The 16,293-nt window shown below is 42.5% G+C and carries 18 protein-coding genes; 7 read left to right on the top strand and 11 right to left on the bottom strand.

Translation table 11 applies throughout. From position 1 onward, the window contains the following. The first annotated feature begins 68 nt into the window (after positions 1–68). Complete coding sequence (locus LZF95_RS02525; protein WP_233753423.1) at positions 69–497, top strand: IPExxxVDY family protein; 429 nt, start codon at positions 69–71, stop codon at positions 495–497. Between the two features lie 7 nt (positions 498–504). Beyond that, positions 505–1,929, top strand: coding sequence for a pyruvate kinase (gene pyk / locus LZF95_RS02520; RefSeq protein ID WP_233753422.1), 1,425 nt, complete (start codon positions 505–507; stop codon positions 1,927–1,929). A gap of 159 nt (positions 1,930–2,088) precedes the next feature. Here the strand turns inward: pyk and LZF95_RS02515 are convergent, their stop codons facing one another. From LZF95_RS02515 to LZF95_RS02495, 5 genes are read right to left on the bottom strand one after another with little or no spacing between them, the layout of a single operon-like run. Continuing rightward, positions 2,089–3,669: an NFACT RNA binding domain-containing protein gene (locus tag LZF95_RS02515; RefSeq protein WP_233753421.1), complete on the bottom strand. Its 1,581-nt coding sequence runs from the start codon at positions 3,667–3,669 to the stop codon at positions 2,089–2,091. Next, positions 3,669–4,433, bottom strand: coding sequence for an MBL fold metallo-hydrolase (locus LZF95_RS02510; RefSeq protein ID WP_233753420.1), 765 nt, complete (start codon positions 4,431–4,433; stop codon positions 3,669–3,671). The genes LZF95_RS02515 and LZF95_RS02510 overlap by 1 nt, the downstream gene beginning before the upstream one ends. Then, on the bottom strand, positions 4,430–4,708 hold the full coding sequence (locus tag LZF95_RS02505; RefSeq protein WP_233753419.1) for a hypothetical protein: 279 nt from the start codon (positions 4,706–4,708) through the stop codon (positions 4,430–4,432). Before LZF95_RS02505 ends, LZF95_RS02510 begins: the two co-directional genes overlap by 4 nt. 1 nt (position 4,709) lies before the next feature. Next, positions 4,710–5,087 carry a response regulator gene (locus LZF95_RS02500; protein WP_233753418.1) on the bottom strand — a complete coding sequence of 126 codons (378 nt, stop codon included), beginning with the start codon at positions 5,085–5,087 and terminating at the stop codon, positions 4,710–4,712. Then, complete coding sequence (locus LZF95_RS02495; RefSeq protein WP_233753417.1) at positions 5,084–5,827, bottom strand: response regulator; 744 nt, start codon at positions 5,825–5,827, stop codon at positions 5,084–5,086. The genes LZF95_RS02500 and LZF95_RS02495 overlap by 4 nt, the downstream gene beginning before the upstream one ends. 47 nt (positions 5,828–5,874) lie before the next feature. Here LZF95_RS02495 and miaA point away from each other — a divergent pair, with 47 nt between their 5' ends. Further along, positions 5,875–6,783, top strand: a complete 909-nt coding sequence (gene miaA / locus LZF95_RS02490; RefSeq protein WP_233753558.1) for a tRNA (adenosine(37)-N6)-dimethylallyltransferase MiaA — start codon at positions 5,875–5,877, stop codon at positions 6,781–6,783. Here the strand turns inward: miaA and LZF95_RS02485 are convergent. Continuing rightward, positions 6,771–7,106, bottom strand: a complete 336-nt coding sequence (locus tag LZF95_RS02485; RefSeq protein ID WP_233753416.1) for a hypothetical protein — start codon at positions 7,104–7,106, stop codon at positions 6,771–6,773. The two genes, miaA and LZF95_RS02485, sit on opposite strands and share 13 nt — an antisense overlap. 1 nt (position 7,107) lies before the next feature. Further along, entirely contained in the window at positions 7,108–8,082 is a 975-nt protein-coding gene (gene pfkA / locus LZF95_RS02480) for a 6-phosphofructokinase (RefSeq protein ID WP_233753415.1), read from the bottom strand. Between the two features lie 299 nt (positions 8,083–8,381). Between pfkA and LZF95_RS02475 the strand changes: the two genes are divergently transcribed. Together LZF95_RS02475 and LZF95_RS02470 are read left to right on the top strand one after the other, a co-directional pair. After that, positions 8,382–9,272, top strand: a complete 891-nt coding sequence (locus tag LZF95_RS02475) for an aldo/keto reductase (RefSeq protein WP_233753414.1) — start codon at positions 8,382–8,384, stop codon at positions 9,270–9,272. A 77-nt stretch (positions 9,273–9,349) separates the two neighbouring features. Beyond that, positions 9,350–11,536 carry an acylase gene (locus tag LZF95_RS02470; RefSeq protein ID WP_233753413.1) on the top strand — a complete coding sequence of 729 codons (2,187 nt, stop codon included), beginning with the start codon at positions 9,350–9,352 and terminating at the stop codon, positions 11,534–11,536. A 104-nt stretch (positions 11,537–11,640) separates the two neighbouring features. Here the strand turns inward: LZF95_RS02470 and LZF95_RS02465 are convergent, their stop codons facing one another. Then, a complete protein-coding gene (locus tag LZF95_RS02465) occupies positions 11,641–12,012 on the bottom strand; it encodes a single-stranded DNA-binding protein (RefSeq protein WP_233753412.1) in 372 nt (123 codons plus the stop codon). 1,101 nt (positions 12,013–13,113) lie between these two features. Next, entirely contained in the window at positions 13,114–13,485 is a 372-nt protein-coding gene (locus LZF95_RS02460; protein WP_233753411.1) for a single-stranded DNA-binding protein, read from the bottom strand. 371 nt (positions 13,486–13,856) lie between these two features. Between LZF95_RS02460 and LZF95_RS02455 the strand changes: the two genes are divergently transcribed. Both LZF95_RS02455 and LZF95_RS02450 read left to right on the top strand, forming a co-directional pair. Beyond that, on the top strand, positions 13,857–14,027 hold the full coding sequence (locus tag LZF95_RS02455) for a helix-turn-helix domain-containing protein (RefSeq protein WP_233753410.1): 171 nt from the start codon (positions 13,857–13,859) through the stop codon (positions 14,025–14,027). After that, the gene (locus LZF95_RS02450; RefSeq protein ID WP_233753409.1) at positions 14,008–14,451 is read left to right on the top strand and encodes a GRAM domain-containing protein; all 444 of its coding nucleotides are present in this window, start codon (positions 14,008–14,010) and stop codon (positions 14,449–14,451) included. The genes LZF95_RS02455 and LZF95_RS02450 overlap by 20 nt, the downstream gene beginning before the upstream one ends. Before the next feature lie 2 nt (positions 14,452–14,453). Here the strand turns inward: LZF95_RS02450 and LZF95_RS02445 are convergent, their stop codons facing one another. Both LZF95_RS02445 and LZF95_RS02440 read right to left on the bottom strand, forming a co-directional pair. Further along, the gene (locus LZF95_RS02445; RefSeq protein WP_233753408.1) at positions 14,454–14,969 is read right to left on the bottom strand and encodes a hypothetical protein; all 516 of its coding nucleotides are present in this window, start codon (positions 14,967–14,969) and stop codon (positions 14,454–14,456) included. Positions 14,970–14,973: 4 nt separating this feature from the next. Then, positions 14,974–16,239, bottom strand: coding sequence for a sulfite oxidase (locus LZF95_RS02440; RefSeq protein WP_233753407.1), 1,266 nt, complete (start codon positions 16,237–16,239; stop codon positions 14,974–14,976). Positions 16,240–16,293 lie beyond the last annotated feature (54 nt).

Raw genomic sequence — 16,293 nt, 5'->3', positions numbered from 1 at the left:
ATGCAATTGATAGTTCCCGGAAGTTGAATTATATTTTCTAACTTTGTTTTGATTCATTTTTTCCCTGCATGAAGAAGGTCAAATTACTAATAGAACATACGTATGATTTCGAGGTTTTGGGTCTTGTATCGCCTGTTAGGGATTATAAGATGGCCTGGGTGATCAATAGAGAATTAGACCTCAATCTAATCAAATCAGATGATCTTTCTTTGGAATTTATGACCCAACCAAGCCTGAAAATCGCCCAATATTTCCTTTCTTTACCGCATGGATTTGTTCAGCTACTCCGAAATAAGGCGTTAAACTCTACCAACCAAGTGGCCTATTTGATTCCTGAACTGAAATCAATGGACTATTTCCTTTTGGTCCAGGACGAGACCTTTCAAATAAGTATTAATACATTTGCCAACCAGCTGGCAAAAAATCGCTACGTACAAAATGTAATGAAGCTGGACGTAAGTAAACTTAAATCAAAAGAAAACCTATTAACTTATTAATTCAATAATGAGCCATTTCAATAAAACTAAGATTCTCGCAACAATAGGCCCAGCTTCCAATAATTACGAAACCATCAAAAGCCTTGCGGCAGCCGGTGCCAATGTGTTTCGACTCAATTTTTCCCATGGCACACATGATATCCATGCTGAAGTAGCGGATATTATCCGTAGAATAAACAAGGAAGATGGACTCAATCTTGGGATCCTTCAGGATCTTCAAGGCCCGAAAATCCGAGTAGGTGAAGTGGAAAATAATGGCGTGGAAATCAAAGCGGGGGATTCAATCACAATTACCAATGATCCAGTAGTAGGCAATAGCAGCCTCGTGAGTACTGTTTATCAAAACCTTCCTAACGATGTGGTGACAGGTGACCGAATCCTAATAGATGACGGTAATCTGGAGGTTGTGGTAAATGATACTGACGGGAAAAATGTCAATTGTACGGTCATCCACGGGGGGATATTGAAATCAAGAAAAGGAATCAATCTGCCTAGTACCAAAGTAAGTGCCCCTTCTCTTACTGAAAAGGATATTGAAGATTTAGCCTTCGGCTTAGAACAAGAGGTAGATTGGATAGCGCTCTCCTTCGTGAGATCGGCAGAAGATATCATTGATTTAAGACAAAGAATAGAAGCCAAAGACAAGGTTTGTAAGATTGTAGCCAAAATCGAAAAGCCGGAAGCACTTGAGAATATAGATGCTATCATAGATGCTACTGATGCTATAATGGTCGCAAGAGGTGATTTGGGAGTGGAGGTACCTATGGAGATTGTCCCCCTTTGGCAAAAAAGAATAGTGGAGAAATGTAAACTAGCCTGTAAGCCTGTGATCATCGCTACCCAGATGATGGAAAGTATGATCACTAATCCACGACCTACACGGGCGGAAACGAATGATGTTGCCAATGCCGTATTGGACGGTGCTGACGCAGTGATGCTTTCTGCAGAAACTGCTTCTGGGAAATACCCGGTAAATGCGGTGAAAGCCATGAGCAGCATCATCAGTTACCTCGAGAAAAATGCTGATATCTACCATAACCTTTATAAAATCCCTGAAGATGACGACACCTTCTTAAGCAACAATTTGGTTTTGATGGCTTCCAGATTGTCCAGAAACGTGAAGGCAAAAGCGATTGTGGGAATCACTTCTTCTGGATTTACAGGATTTCGAATTGCTTCCCACAGACCATCAGCGAGCATTTTTGTGTTCACCAGAAATAAGCCTCTGATCACGCAGATGAGCCTTGTATGGGGAGTAAGGGCTTACTTCTACGAAAATCAAGTTTCCACTGATGCGACATTCTTGGATATTGAAAATACGCTGAAAAATGATGATCATGTGAAGTCAGGGGATATAATCATCAATACAGGCAGCATGCCGCTTAAATCCAATGGTAAAACCAATATGCTCAAGATTCACATTGTAGAATAGGTTTTCCTTGATCAAAATAAGAGTCCTTGGATCTACCGAGGACTTTTTTTGTTTCTGGGCTGAGGGGGTAAAGAGAACAGATGATGTCTAATAAGATCCCAACTATAAAAGGTGGCTGTCCTTAAACTTTAACTGTTGGTCACAGCGACTGGCTATAGGCTATTCTGCCTTGCCAAAAATCTCCTCTGGGCCTCGTGGTACCACCATCAAGACTTTTTCCTTTTCGACCATCACCGATCCTGCAGGTGATCCTTTTACCTTTCTTACATATTTTGCCTCTGTGTAGATGACCGGAGCCAGGGTCTCATTCTTGTTTTTGGAATAGAATGCCGCCAAAGCAGCGGCAGTTTCCAGTACTGCTCCGGGAATGTGCTTCAGGCCAGAGGTCTTGATCAACACATGGGAGCCCGCTACCATTCGGGCGTGTAACCAGATGTCGTCTTTCTTGCTATAGCCACGAAGCATTTCATCGTTTGTCTGTGAGGATTTGCCTACATATATAGGGAATCCGCCGAATTCAAATGTTTTGAAAGGCAATACCACAGCCTCCTTTAGTATTGCTTTGTCCTCGCCATGTGTCTTTTGGAAGGCCTTTAAAGTTCTGAAATCTTCTATAGTGCCCAGCTCCTCAATTTTAGATTCCAAGGAGGTTGCCAGTTTTATTTTTGACTCTATGGTTTTTTCCAGTTGCTCCCATTCCAGCTTCCTGTTTTTATTTTTCCGGTAAAGGGAAGCCGCATAATCTTGGGGTTTTTGGTTGGGCTTGAGCTTTACCAGGATAGTTTTTCCTGTGTAAAAATCCATCAATTCAGCTTGCAGTTTCCCAGCTTGAAACTCATGTAAATTAGCCATGATGACATCCGCTAGCTGGGATGGAGGTGCGGCATTTCGGAGTTCATCCAGTTTTTGTCCGGATTTATAGATATAGGAATTGGTTCTTTTGAGGAGTTCTTGGTATTTTTTCAGCAGCGTGTTTTTTTCTTTTTCAAAATTCCCCCTAACCAGTGCCAAATAAAACAATTCGTTGACTGCCTGGATCGGATTGGAAAAAGTCTTGATTGGATTTTCTTCAGGTAGGAGGCTGAGATGGATTTCTCCTTTTTTTTCAACTAAAGAAAAGAGCGGTGTGTCCAGCATGTCCAGAAGATCCTGCATGAGAGCCCATTTGCTGTCAAGATCTGTCTCGGGATAGCCTTTTTCTTTAAGCCACTGTCTGGGAACAGTGCCTAATGTCGGAAGGAATTTGGAAGCATTCCCGGCTAACACTTCGAAGTTTTTCCTGCTTAAGTCAAATTCCTTGTTCAAAGTCATCCAATTCAGCTCTCTGTCCTCAGCAATCCCATTTCGGAAGATTATTTTAGGGAACTCGCTGTCTGGCTCGTAAAGCAATACGTTGCTTCTGTTTGCATGTAGTTTGAAAAGGAGGGTTTTGCCTGATCCGAGTTTGAAATAAAAAGCACGTTCAAAATCCACTGCTTTACAAGCTACAATGTCATCCCCGATCAGTTCTTTGAAGAGGTCTATGCTGTTGCGTTTGGCGCGCTGGAAATCTGCAGGGAAGGAAAGATAAATCTGGGGAGGATGAAAATGTGCACGGATATACCTTGACTCTATCCCATCATGCGCTTCTAAGATCAATTCGTCCTTGTTTTGTGAAAAACAGGAAGTGAATCGTTTGCCTATAAAAGCTGCTTCCAGCTCGGGGCAGAGGTATTTCAGAAAGTGATAATTAAGATGCATTATCCCAAAGTTAGCTGAAGCCCGTCATAGGCCAAGGCTATTCCTGCAGGTAATTCCTCTTCGACTGTACGATGCAGGCCCAGTTTATGGGAGATATGCGTGAAATAGGTCTGTTTAGCCCCGATTCTCTTTGCGACACTTATAGCCTCTCCCAAAGTGAAATGGGAAATGTGGGGTTCTTTCTGCAAAGCATTTAGAACCAGGGTTTCTGTACCTTCCATAAGTCTGAATGATTCTTCTGGGATATAGTTAGCATCCGTGATGTAAGTGAAATCACCGATCCTGAAACCTAAAACGGGCAGTTTATAATGCATCACCGGAACAGGGGTGATCGTGATTCCATGGATGGTAAAAGGGTTCTCGTCGATTTCAATAGTCCTTACCCTTGGGACACCGGGATATTTTTTCCCCGTGAAAATATAGGAGAATTCCCTTTTGATCTGATCTAACACCTGAACTCTGCCAAAGACTGGCATGTCCTTTTGTTGCTTAAAGTTGAACGGTCTGATATCGTCGAGGCCTGCTGTGTGATCCTTGTGCTCATGGGTATAAACCACCGCATCTAACCTGGTAATCCCCTCCCTTAACATCTGGCTTCTAAAGTCCGGCCCGGTGTCGATGACGAGTGACAATTCACCGATCTGGATATGGATCGAAGCCCTGAATCTCTTATCTCTGAAATCCAGCGATCTACATACCTTGCAATTACATCCTATCAATGGTACTCCCTGAGAAGTGCCGGTTCCTAAAAAAGTAACTTTCAAAACTTTAATTGGGTTTGCCTCAGCTCGGTGAGAAAGTCATGATTTGCTTTGTCCTGGAAGTCTGAGGGGTCAAGGTTCAGATCAATCAAAATATCTATAAGTGCATTGATTTTTCCCTCTAGGGGGAAATATTTATTTACTATAACGATTTTAGCATCCTTCAATACACAGTAGCCGGATTTGAAGTTTCCTTTTTCATAACGCAGCATGTATTCTGACGAAGCGAATAGATTTTCCAGTTTGTCCAAAAAGTGCTTGGTGTGTTTGATTACCATATCAACTTAGAAATTTCTTGACCGTAGCCAGTAGTTTGTCATAATCCAGTGGCTTCTGTATGAAGTCATCAAAACCCAGTCTCCTGAACTCATCCATTGTAAAATTACCCATATTGCCTGTAATGGCTATAATAGGCAGTTTGGATTTAGTTTCGTCGGATAAGCTTCTGATCATTTTGGTACAGGTAGCCCCGTCCAGCACAGGCATGTTTAGATCCATTAAGATTAGATCGAAATTCTCTTTTTCGAGCATTTCCAGTACCTGTTTGCCGTTTTTAGCTGCTTTCATCTGATAATTTTCAAAAGAAAGAATGCTCTTCGTCAAGTTTAGAATAATAGAACTGTCTTCGCCGACGAGAATTTTTTTGGAGTCATTCATAGGTTAAAAGTAGTTTCTTCTTCGAGATATTTTTCAAATAAAACGCGTTCATTTCTGAGTTTTTCAAGCATGTTTTCCAGAGTATCCCAATCTTCGGCACGTGCCAGCCTATCAGCTTTTGTAGCTACTGTATAAATCACATTTGCACCCAAACTTCCTGAATTTCCTTTTATGGTATGAAGATTTTCGATCAGGTTTTTTTTGTTTTTTTCTTCAAAAGCTATTTCCAGCTTTTCCATCAATTGGTCGAATTCAGCAAGAAAATCAATATACAAAGACCTTATGTTCTTTGCAGATTTATACTTTGATAATTGGTGTAAAATATTTTTGTCCAAGATTGATACGCTGTCTTTTGATCCGTTTTCATTTTCAATTTGGGAGGTGAAAAACCCAGCGATTTTGTCTAGAAATTCTTTTGGTCTGATAGGTTTGTTGATCAAATCGATAAAGCCGATTTCCAGAAAACACTGTCTGGCGGATTCTGCAGAATAAGAAGAAACAGCGATGATGGGGTACTGGTAGCTTGATAGTCTCCAAATGGCTTTAGCTATAGAGATTCCATCCAGGTCAGGCATTTGTATGGCTATGAGTATCAGATCAAATTTATTGTTGGCCACTCTTTCCAGTGCGAGATTGCCAGATTTCACTGATTCTACGGTGTATAGCTGACCAATCAGGTTTTTCATCAGCTGTCTGTGTACATCATTGTAATCTACAATCAAGACCTTTTTGTTTTTCATTACAATACTTTGGAATTTTGACATTCAGCAATTTATCCGATTTGATTTTGTCACACCAATCCTATTTGATTCTAGTAGTGGGTCCCACGGCAGTTGGGAAGACCAACCTGTGTTTAAATCTAGCCAAAAATTACAAGACTGAAATTGTATCCTGCGATAGTAGACAATTTTACCGGGAAATGAATTTAGGTACTGCCAAACCTACTGCTGAGGAATTAAATCAGGTTCCCCATCATTTTGTGGATAGTTTGTCCATTGAGGAGGAATACGATGTCCGAAGGTTTGAACAGGACGCAATAGCTTTGCTTGAAAATTTATTTGCAAAACATCAAGTGGTGGTAATGACCGGAGGATCCGGGCTTTTTGCAGATGCGGTGGTCAATGGTCTGGATGAAATGCCCACTGTCCCGGCAGAAGTGAGGCGGCAGCTAATCCAGGAATATGAGGAAAAGGGGATAGCGTTTCTGCAGGAGGAGGTAGCTGCCCACGATCCTGAGTATTATTCCCATGTGGATCAAAAAAATCCCCAACGTCTGATGAGAGCGTTGGAAATTTGGAGGGGAACAGGTGAAAAGTTCAGTTCATTCCGAGTGAAATCGAAAAAGAATAGGTTCTTTAAAGTTATCAAAATAGGACTTGAGCGGGAGAGGGAAGAATTATATACAAGGATTGATCTGCGGATGGATCGTATGATAGCGGCAGGGTTGTTCGATGAAGCATCCGGGCTCTATGATAGGCGGCACCTCAATGCATTGCAGACCGTAGGTTATTCTGAGATTTTCGGATTTATGGATGGCAAGTACGACAAGGAAGAAGCAGTCCGTCTGCTCAAAAGAAATTCAAGACGATATGCCAAACGGCAGATGACCTGGTTCAAAAAGGATGAATCGGTCAGGTGGTTTTCACCTGAAATGAAAGATCAAATCATTGCCTATATAGAATCTCAGATAGGCTGAAAACGAGCGATTTTTCCTACCCAGTTGTAAGGGGCTTTTTGGAGCAGATTGTTGTATTGGATGCGATTGACTTTAAGATCCCTGATAATTGTCAGGGCCTTTTGGGTGATACCTTTTTCAAGTTTTTTGTCCTTAAGTTCTGCGATCAGCCAATCCGGGTCAGATGCGTCTTCCACCACTATTCCCAATGCCGGATTTAAGGAATTCAACTTAAATAAAAGCTCCTTCTGGTGATTGAGTTTGCGTTGCAGGGTGTTTTTTACGGTAAGAAAAAACAGGAGGCATCCACCTCCGAGCATGATAAACAGTGGAATGAACCCCATCTTATATACTGCAAATTTTCATTAATTTGAGATGGTCCTCGTTTAGAGGTTTGGTCTTTCCGATACAATCCGCAAACGGAGTAAACACCACCTCGTGGTTTACGATCCCTGCCATGTGATACTGGTATCCTGCGAGCAGTCCTTCCACGGCAGACATTCCACATCGGCTGGCCAAAACCCGGTCGCGGGCTGTGGGATTGCCACCACGTTGTATATGTCCAAGGGTAGTTACCTTGAAGTCTTTGGTAGGGTCATTGAGTTTGGTTTTTACCTTTTCCATCACTGTCTGGGCATTCCCGGCATCGTCACCCTCAGCTACCACGATGATACTGGAAGACTTGCTTTTCCTTAGGTTTTTCAAGGATTTGACCACAAAATCCAGGTCGGTTTTGGCTTCCGGTACCATCACGAACTCAGCACCTCCGCCAATTCCTGACTCTACCGCTATAAATCCGGCATCTCTGCCCATCACTTCTATGAAGAATATCCTATCGTGTGCCGCGGCAGTGTCCCGGATCTTATCTATGGCCTCCAGAGCAGTATTGACTGCCGTGTCAAAGCCAATCGTATAATCAGTGCCATAAAGATCGTTATCGATAGTGCCAGGACAACCTACAGTGGGGATTCCATATTCTTCGAAAAAGATTTTGGCTCCCGTAAATGTACCGTCCCCACCTATCGCCACCAATCCTTCGATACCATGAGCGGTGAGATTATCGTATGCCTTTTTTCTTCCTTCAGGAGTTTTGAATTCCATGGATCTGGCAGACTTCAACACAGTACCTCCTCTTTGTACTATATTGCTTACCGAATGGGACTGCATGCGCTTGATGTCACCATCGATCATGCCTTCGTACCCGCGATAGATTCCATATACCTCCAATCCCTTGAAAATAGCTGTACGAACGACTGCTCTCACACAAGCGTTCATGCCGGGACTATCCCCTCCAGAAGTAAAAACTGCTATTTTTTTCATGTGTTTATTTTTGATTTTTATAGGTCACATGGAATCTCGCATAGTAGATAATCATCTCTCTGTGTGTCGCCTGCGACATGCTCGATTTCATATATCCAATTGTCTTTCATTGATCATAACCTGCCCTGAATCTACCTGCCCCACAGGTAGGCAGACCCGATTTCATGTTAGTAGGTTTAAAGCCCAAAAATAAGGATTATAGAAAGAATGCTCTCAGTTTCTTAAATTATTAAACTTTTAATAAATCCTGATTTTGAAAAGCACTTGAATTCCAGCACTAAAAAGCTGAATTTGGGTGTATGAAAAAAAGAAGATTGCCTGCTTTAAATGAAGATATCAGCCCTGTGGGATTGGGATGCATGTCGCTGAAAGGCCAATTGCAAGAGGATAAGAATATAATAGACACCGCCTTGTCGGGTGGCATCAATCTGCTGGATACTGCAGATTTGTACCAAAAAGGGTTGAATGAAGAAGTAGTAGGGGCTGCTATTCGGCATAAAAGAAAAGATGTGTTCCTGGCTACCAAAGTCGGAAACCAATGGAGGGAAGATGGTAGCGGCTGGGACTGGAATCCTAGAAAATCCTATATTCTGAAAGCAGTAGAAGCAAGTTTGAAAAGGTTGCAAACCGACTACATAGACCTCTATCAATTGCATGGAGGGACATTGGAAGATCCTTGGGAAGAAACACTTGAAGCATTTGATCTCTTGAAAAGTCAAGGGAAAATCCGGGCTTTTGGTATTTCGTCTATTCGCCCCAATGTGATCCGAAAGGTGCTGGGAATGAGTGAACCAGCCACAATCATGATGCAGTACAGCCCTTTGGATAGAAGACCGGAGGAAACGGTTTTTCCTATGATCGCTGAATCAGATACGAGAGTTTTGGTTCGGGGAGCTTTCGCAAAAGGGCTTTTGATCAATAAATCAGAAGAACCGTTTTTGGATTATTCAGCAGCTGAGGTAAAAGAAATCCGTGAGTTGATCACAGAATCCAGTTTGCTTCCAGAGGCTTTTTTGATTCGGGTTGGATTGCTCCAGCCAGCTGTTGGTTCCCTGGTGATAGGGGCAAGTTCGGTAGAGCAGGTTGAAAAATTGATTTTCGCCTATCGGCAGCAAGAAATGATTTCTGATGAGGTGGTAAAAAGAATCTCTATGAACATACCGCTGAACAGATATACTCAGCACAGATAAAATTCGCATTGCCTAGATTCCACAAATAGTCTATTTTGGAAGAGTATATTTTACTTTGCCTTTAAAAATACCCAAATATGAAATTTAGACTGTTACTTTTTGTTTTACCTGTTTTAATCTGGTCATGCGAACCCAAGGAACTTACCGAGACTGAGCGATGGGAGGATACAGCCAGTCGGGTGGAAATTATCCGGGATGATTATGGAGTTCCTCATATATACGGGAAAAGCGATGCAGATGCTGTGTTCGGACTGCTGTATTCGCAGTGCGAGGATGATTTCAGAAGAGTGGAGCGTAATTATATATGGGCCACGGGAAGACTGGCCGAGCTGGAAGGACATGGGGCTATATACAGTGATCTTAGAGCTAATCTTTATATGACCGAAGCCGAAGCAAAAGCCGCTTATGAGTCAGCTCCTGATTGGCTTAAGGAACTTTGTACGGCCTTTGCCGATGGGGTGAATTACTATCTGGCAACACATCCTGAAGTTAAGCCTCAGGTAATCACCCGCTATGAACCTTGGATGCCGATGTTTTTTAGTGAAGGATCTATAGGAGGTGATATAGAGCAGATTCCGATTCGAAAGATCCAGGCCTTTTATGCGGAAAAGGAATCAGATGTCATGGCTTTTTATGATCAAGGGTTTGACCGTCATTCTCTTTTGGATGAACCAAAGGGCTCTAACGGAATCGCTTTGAATGGTAGGATGACCGCCTCCGGCAATGCCATGCTGCTTATCAATCCGCATACCTCATTCTATTTCAGACCGGAAGTTCATGTGGTGAGCGAAGAGGGGTTGAATGCTTACGGTGCGGTGACCTGGGGGCAGTTTTTTATCTATCAGGGATTTAATGAAAAAACAGGCTGGATGCATACTTCCACCCAAGTGGATTTCATGGATGAGTTTGTGGAGGATATTACCGAAAAAGATGGGAGATATGAGTATCGGTATGGAGAGGAAAGCCGGGCGTTGGAAAAATTTCAGGTTTCTTTGAAATATAAGGTGGAGGAGGAATTAAAAGAAAAGCCTTTCACTTTTTACAGGACCCATCATGGCCCGATCACTCATAAAATTGATGACAAATGGGTTGCTACTAAAATCAATTGGGATCCGGTAAACGCCCTTATCCAGAGTTTTACGAGAACTAAACTGAGTAATCATGCTGAGTTTAAGAAAATGATGGATATCCGTACAAACTCTTCCAACAATACGGTTTTTGCTGATGCAGAAGGAAATATTGCCTATTTCCACGGCAATTTTATCCCAAAGAGAAACGAAGGATTTGACTTTTCCAACCCAGTGGAAGGCTCAGACCCCAATTCCGATTGGCAAGGGCTACATACCGTGGACGAAAGTATTATGATCTTAAATCCCGGCACAGGCTGGATACAGAACTGTAATTCCACGCCATTTACCGCAGCGGGAGAATTTAGCCCTAAGCGGGAGAATTATCCGTTGTACATGGCTCCTGATCAGGAGAATTATCGGGGGGTTCACGCGGTTAAGGTTTTGAATGAAGCTTCACAGCTGACATTGGATGAGCTGATAGAGCTGGCTCATGATCCTTACTTGCCCGCCTTTGAAAAACTGATACCTATGCTGCTAAAAGCTTATGAAAAGCGAGGGGTGGCCGATCCACAATTCAAGGAGCCGATCAGCGTTTTAGAAGCTTGGGACTATCGCACTTCCAAAGAATCCGTGGCTATGTCATTGGCACATTTCTATGGTATGAACTTCATGAGGAACCACGGAAGTATCAACAACTTCATCGCATTCAATCAAGAAGGAAAAAGTAAAATCGCTACCCCATTACCCAATGAGTTACTGGCGACATTTAGTCAGACTCTTGATGAGATGAATGCTGATTTTGGAACCTGGAATATCCCATGGTCTGAGATCAATAGATTTCAGCGCTTGACCGGGGAAATTGATATGCCTTTCGATGATTCGAAGGAATATACTCCAGTGGGTATGGCTTCCGGGACTTGGGGGGCTTTGGCGGCTTTCGGAGCAAAGGCCTATCCTGGTACGAAGCGGTTGTACGGCTATAGAGGGAATAGCTTTGTGGCAGCTGTGGAATTTGGTGAAAAAGTAAAAGCTAAGTCGATTCTTGCGGGAGGACAAAGCTCAGATCCGGATTCTCCACATTTTTATGATCAAGTTCAGGATTATGTGGATGGTAAGTTTAAGGATGTGGCCTTCTACAGGGAAGATGTGGAGGCCAGGGCAGAGGAACGCTATGTGCCTGGAAAGAGGAGGTGAGTTCGACAAGAACTTCTAGCACCAATAATGGGGTGAGATTCAAAAGGTATTACAAGGCCGGAAATTCAGATTTCCGGCCTTTTGAATTTGATGGGCAGAATCCCTCAAAAAGGGAGATCCACCTCTTCATTGACTTTAGCTGGTTTCTCACCTAAAAAGAGGAAGTCACTTACCACGATCTCTGTGAGGTATCGCTTCACACCATCTTTGTCACTGTAGTCTCGATTCGTGATTTTTCCCTCAATAGCGATCTCTGAACCTTTGTCTGTGTATTTTTCGAGTAGCTCAGCGGTCTTGCCCCATGCCACGAGTCTGTGCCAGGTAGTTTCGCTGACACGTTCGCCTTTTTGGTTTTTGTAATATTCGTTGGTCGCGAGGCTTACATTCCCTACGATCTTGCCACTTTCCAGGGTCTTTAATTCTACTTTGGTGCCCAGATGACCGATTAGCTGTACTTTGTTTCTTAGCGCATTCATGATGTTTGTTGTTTTGGTTAGAAAATTTGTTTGTCGTTTTCGCCAGAGGTAAAACTTATGAACCAAAGTTGGGGGATGTGGCAACGCTTAGTCGGTAGCTAGTCGTTTGTATTCGATAGTAGTCGTTTGTTGTCGGATAAAGCGGGATATTTCGCTTTCTGAGGGGAGGAGGTTATAAAAAAGTTTAGTAGGGGGGAAGGAAAAGCTATACCTAAATAAGAGGTTGATGAATGTGCTTGAAAATTAATTTATTATTTTGGATTTACTGATCAACTAAACAAAAGTTCCCATTTTCCACAGTATAAAAAAGACATGATCACCTTGAAAAATGAATAGAATGATCATTATAGGAATATGAAGTCCTTGCATTTATTGATACCAAGATTGAGTCAAAAAGCCGTAAGATTCTTGACATAGGAAGTATCAAAGATGATGGTAGCTCTTTTCACAAATCGTCGGTTTCTGAGTTTAGCCAGTTCCTAAATGGCATCCGATACATTTGCGGGCATAATGATCTTAAGCACGATCTGAACTACATTGGTAAAGCAGTGACTGTTGCGGGCGTGGACGCTTCAAATATCATCTATACATAGTATCTCTCACCGCTACTTTTTCCTACCAGACCCTATCACGCATTATTAAAAGACGACAAGCTACAGTCTGATGATACTAAAAATCCTTTGAATGATTCGATCAAAATATACTTATGACTGGGCTCAGTGGAACTAGTTGTTTGCTTACAAAGACTATTGGGAAAGCACTTCAAATCACAGGACTTCTCATAAAAAATGGCTGGCAGGCAAAGCTCATTCAGAGCAATGAAGGTTTCAATTTGTATAATCTTGCAGAATAGTATTGAAGTTCTCTAGAGATTTTATAAAAAAGATTGAAGATTTGGAAGAAAGGAATTATTATTTGAAAAGTGCTAAAGTTAATTTCATTCTCTATTGGCGGAAAGAAGGTTTTGGTAAGGAGGTTAAAATCATTCTACCGGAGCTTTATTTTGAAAAATCCAGAGACTAGGATGAAGGTATTTGAAAAATAGTGAGAAGGCTGAAAGTCATAAAACATCCAGCCTTCCATAAATATGTTTCTTTTCTCTTAGAAAGGAAGAGCGGTTTCCTCTCTTACTTTGGAAGATTTCTCCCCTAAAAAGAGGAAGTCGTTTACCACCACCTCAGTGACGTATCGCTTCACGCCATCCTTATCGCTGTAGTCTCGATTGGTGATTTTTCCCTCGATGGCGATCTCTGAACCCTTGTCGGTATATTTTTCGAGCAGTTCTGCGGTTTTACCCCATGCCACGAGTCTGTGCCAGGTAGTTTCGCTGACACGTTCGCCTTTTTTATTTTTGTAATATTCGTTGGTCGCAAGGTTTACGTTCCCTACGGTCTTGCCACTTTCCAGGGTTTTTAATTCTACTTTGGTTCCTAAGTGACCGATTAGCTGTACTTTGTTTCTTAGCGCATTCATGATGTTTGTTGTTTTGGTTAGAAAATTTGTTTGTCGTTTTCGCCAGAGGTAAAACTTATGACCCAAAGTTGGGGGATGTGGCAGCGCTTAGTCGGTAGCTAGTCGTTTGTATTCGATAGTAGTCGTTTGTTGTCGGATAAAGTGAATTTATCGGCTTTCTGTGATGATTGAAGTTTTAAAAATGTTTAGTAGGTTTAGAGGGAGGGAAGGGAGTTGCGTATAGCGACTCGTTATCGCTCAGTGTGGAAAACCCGAACATAAAAATGACATTAGGAAAAAGAGTAAATTTGAAACTAAAACATGATTAATTATCGGCAGTGAGTTCAGAATCACAAAATATTGAGTTCAAAGTAACTTGGCGAGACTAATACTTGAAATGGATTTGTGGTTTTGCAAATGCTTATGTCGGAACCATTTTTATAGGAAAGAACGATACCGGAAATGTAGTTGACTTAAAGGAGGCTAAAAAATTATTAGAAGAAATCCCTAACAAGGTAAAAGATACTTTGGGGATTTTGGTTGATGTTAATCTGCACCAGTGAATTTTATGACTGGAAAAGCCTGCTTTTTCAGGGATTCTTCTTCGGGTTATTTATGGCTTTGGTTTACCCTTTGATTTTTAGAAAGATGGCGGAGAAGGCGGGCAAAATTATCTCCCCTGATCTGGAACCAGGGGAAATAATAGAAACTGAAGAGTCTGCCAATTTATTCCGAGGTGCGGAGGCGGTAGGAGGCAAGCTTTTCCTTACAAATGAGCGAGTGATTTTTAAATCCCATAAATTCAATATCAATACCGGGCAGTCTGATATTTCGTATAACTTGATCTCCGAAGTCTCACCAAGAAAGACTGGCATGCTGGTTGGCAATGGTTTGCGGCTCACACTAGTGGACGGACGTGAGTATGATTTTGTGATATCTAATAGAGAGACTTGGATGGAGAAGTTTCAAGAGAAATTGGCTAGGTGATTTCAATCCTTCAACTCATACCATTCGATCCCACTAAGCGGAATTCTTCTTCCCTTAGGGGCTTCCGGTGCATAGTTTTCCGCTAAATAGTCCAGAATAAGGGATTCACTTTCTCCTAATTCCCATAATCCTTGGGTCTCCTGCATCCATACAATCTTGGCGTGCCAATCTTCCCGGGTAAACCGGTTCTGTAATATCAGTGCGCTGGAGTGGCAATTGGTACAGTTTGCTTTTACCAGTTCCAAGCCTTTGGAGGCTATCAAGCCGGTTTCCATATCTTTTCCATCTACTACTTCGGACGAAGTTGAAAAACCACTTTCTGGAAGTTCAGCCTTAGGCACTTCAGATCCTGAGTTTACCACGCCTGATAGGTCAGGTTGGATAATCAAAAAGACAATGAGTCCAAGCAGTAAAAACAGAATCACAACTATTCCCAGCACAGACTTCATCAGCCCGTTGAACAGTTTGTTTTTCTCAGAATTGGAAGACTGGGACTTAGGGTCGATGAAATTCTTCATGGGCTTAGCTTACTTTCACTGCAATTCGGTGACAGGAATTGTTCAGATACCCTTTTGGATTCCATCCCGGCATCACCATAGGCTGGGAGATCCCCTGCTCATCCGTTGCTTTTGCCCAGATCTCATAGTAACCGACCTGAGGGAAACTCAACTCAATGGACCACTGCTGCCAGGCGAGTCGGTTTACCGGTTTTTTAAGACTGCATTTTCTCCATGTTGCGCCAAAATCCGTACTGACCTCCAGCTGACTTACTTCATACTCCCCAGCCCAAGCATGTCCCTGTACGGTTAGCTTTTTAGAAGTATTGAACATCGCACCCGATTTTGGATAGGTGATGATGGACTTTACCGGCATGGATTCTATGATTTTCATATCCTTATCCGGGACTTTTTCGCCGGGTGCCACGGGATATTTGGGGACTCTATATGAATCACCCATCATTTTCTCGCCATCATGCACTTTGTTTCTTACTACTAGCCTGTGAAGCCACTTACCAGAAGCGGAAGCAGGCCAACCTCCACAAACCAAGCGAAGTGGGTAGCCATGCGCTAAAGGAATTTCTTTTCCGTTAAGCGCAAAGGCCAGCAGGGTTTCATCCTGGATTGCTTTTGCAATAGGCACTCCGCGGGAGATCACCACTTTATTTGGATCGCCATTGAGGTGCTTGTCTTTTCCGTAATAGCCTATGTACACCGCATCCGATTTGACCCCCACATCTTCCAAAACATCTTTTAGTCGTACACCTGTCCATTCCGAACAGTAAATAGCTCCTTCCGCCCATTGGTTTCCAGAGGCTGGAGGATAGAAACCAGCCCGTCCATTCCCACCGCATTCCAGTTGTAGTTGATAGGTGTAGGATTTGAAATTTTTCTTCAGCTCATCCAAGGTATAGGTTTTCTCTTTTACCACAGATTCACCGCCGATGGTCAGCGTCCAGGTGGCAGCATCCACATCCTCCGGGATCAACCCATTGTTTCTAATGAAAATGCTGGCAATAGGGGTTATAGGATCATTCAATAGATGTGGGGCAGGCTCTACATTCCATGGTTTTTCATTGCGGATAATCATTCCTTCGCTTTTGCCTTTCATTGGATCAAACTCCTGTTCCAAGGCTACAGGAATATAATCCTCAGGCATGGTGGCCGCATGGACAATCTCTGCACCAAGCAGCGTTGACAGTGTTGCCCAAGTACTTTTTTTTAGAAAAGAGCGCCTATCCCTTAGTATGTTTTGCGTATCCTTTGTGCTGTTTATTTCAGGTTTAGTCATAAGAGAGTAGAGAAAGTACCTATTGGTAAAATTAAAAATCTTGCGGGTTATTGC

Origin of the sequence: Algoriphagus sp. AGSA1 (genome assembly GCF_021390545.1) — a bacterium.
In the GTDB taxonomy this organism is placed as follows: domain Bacteria; phylum Bacteroidota; class Bacteroidia; order Cytophagales; family Cyclobacteriaceae; genus Algoriphagus.
Note: the sequence above shows the minus strand (reverse complement) of the source record. Positions and strands in the feature narration are given on the sequence as shown.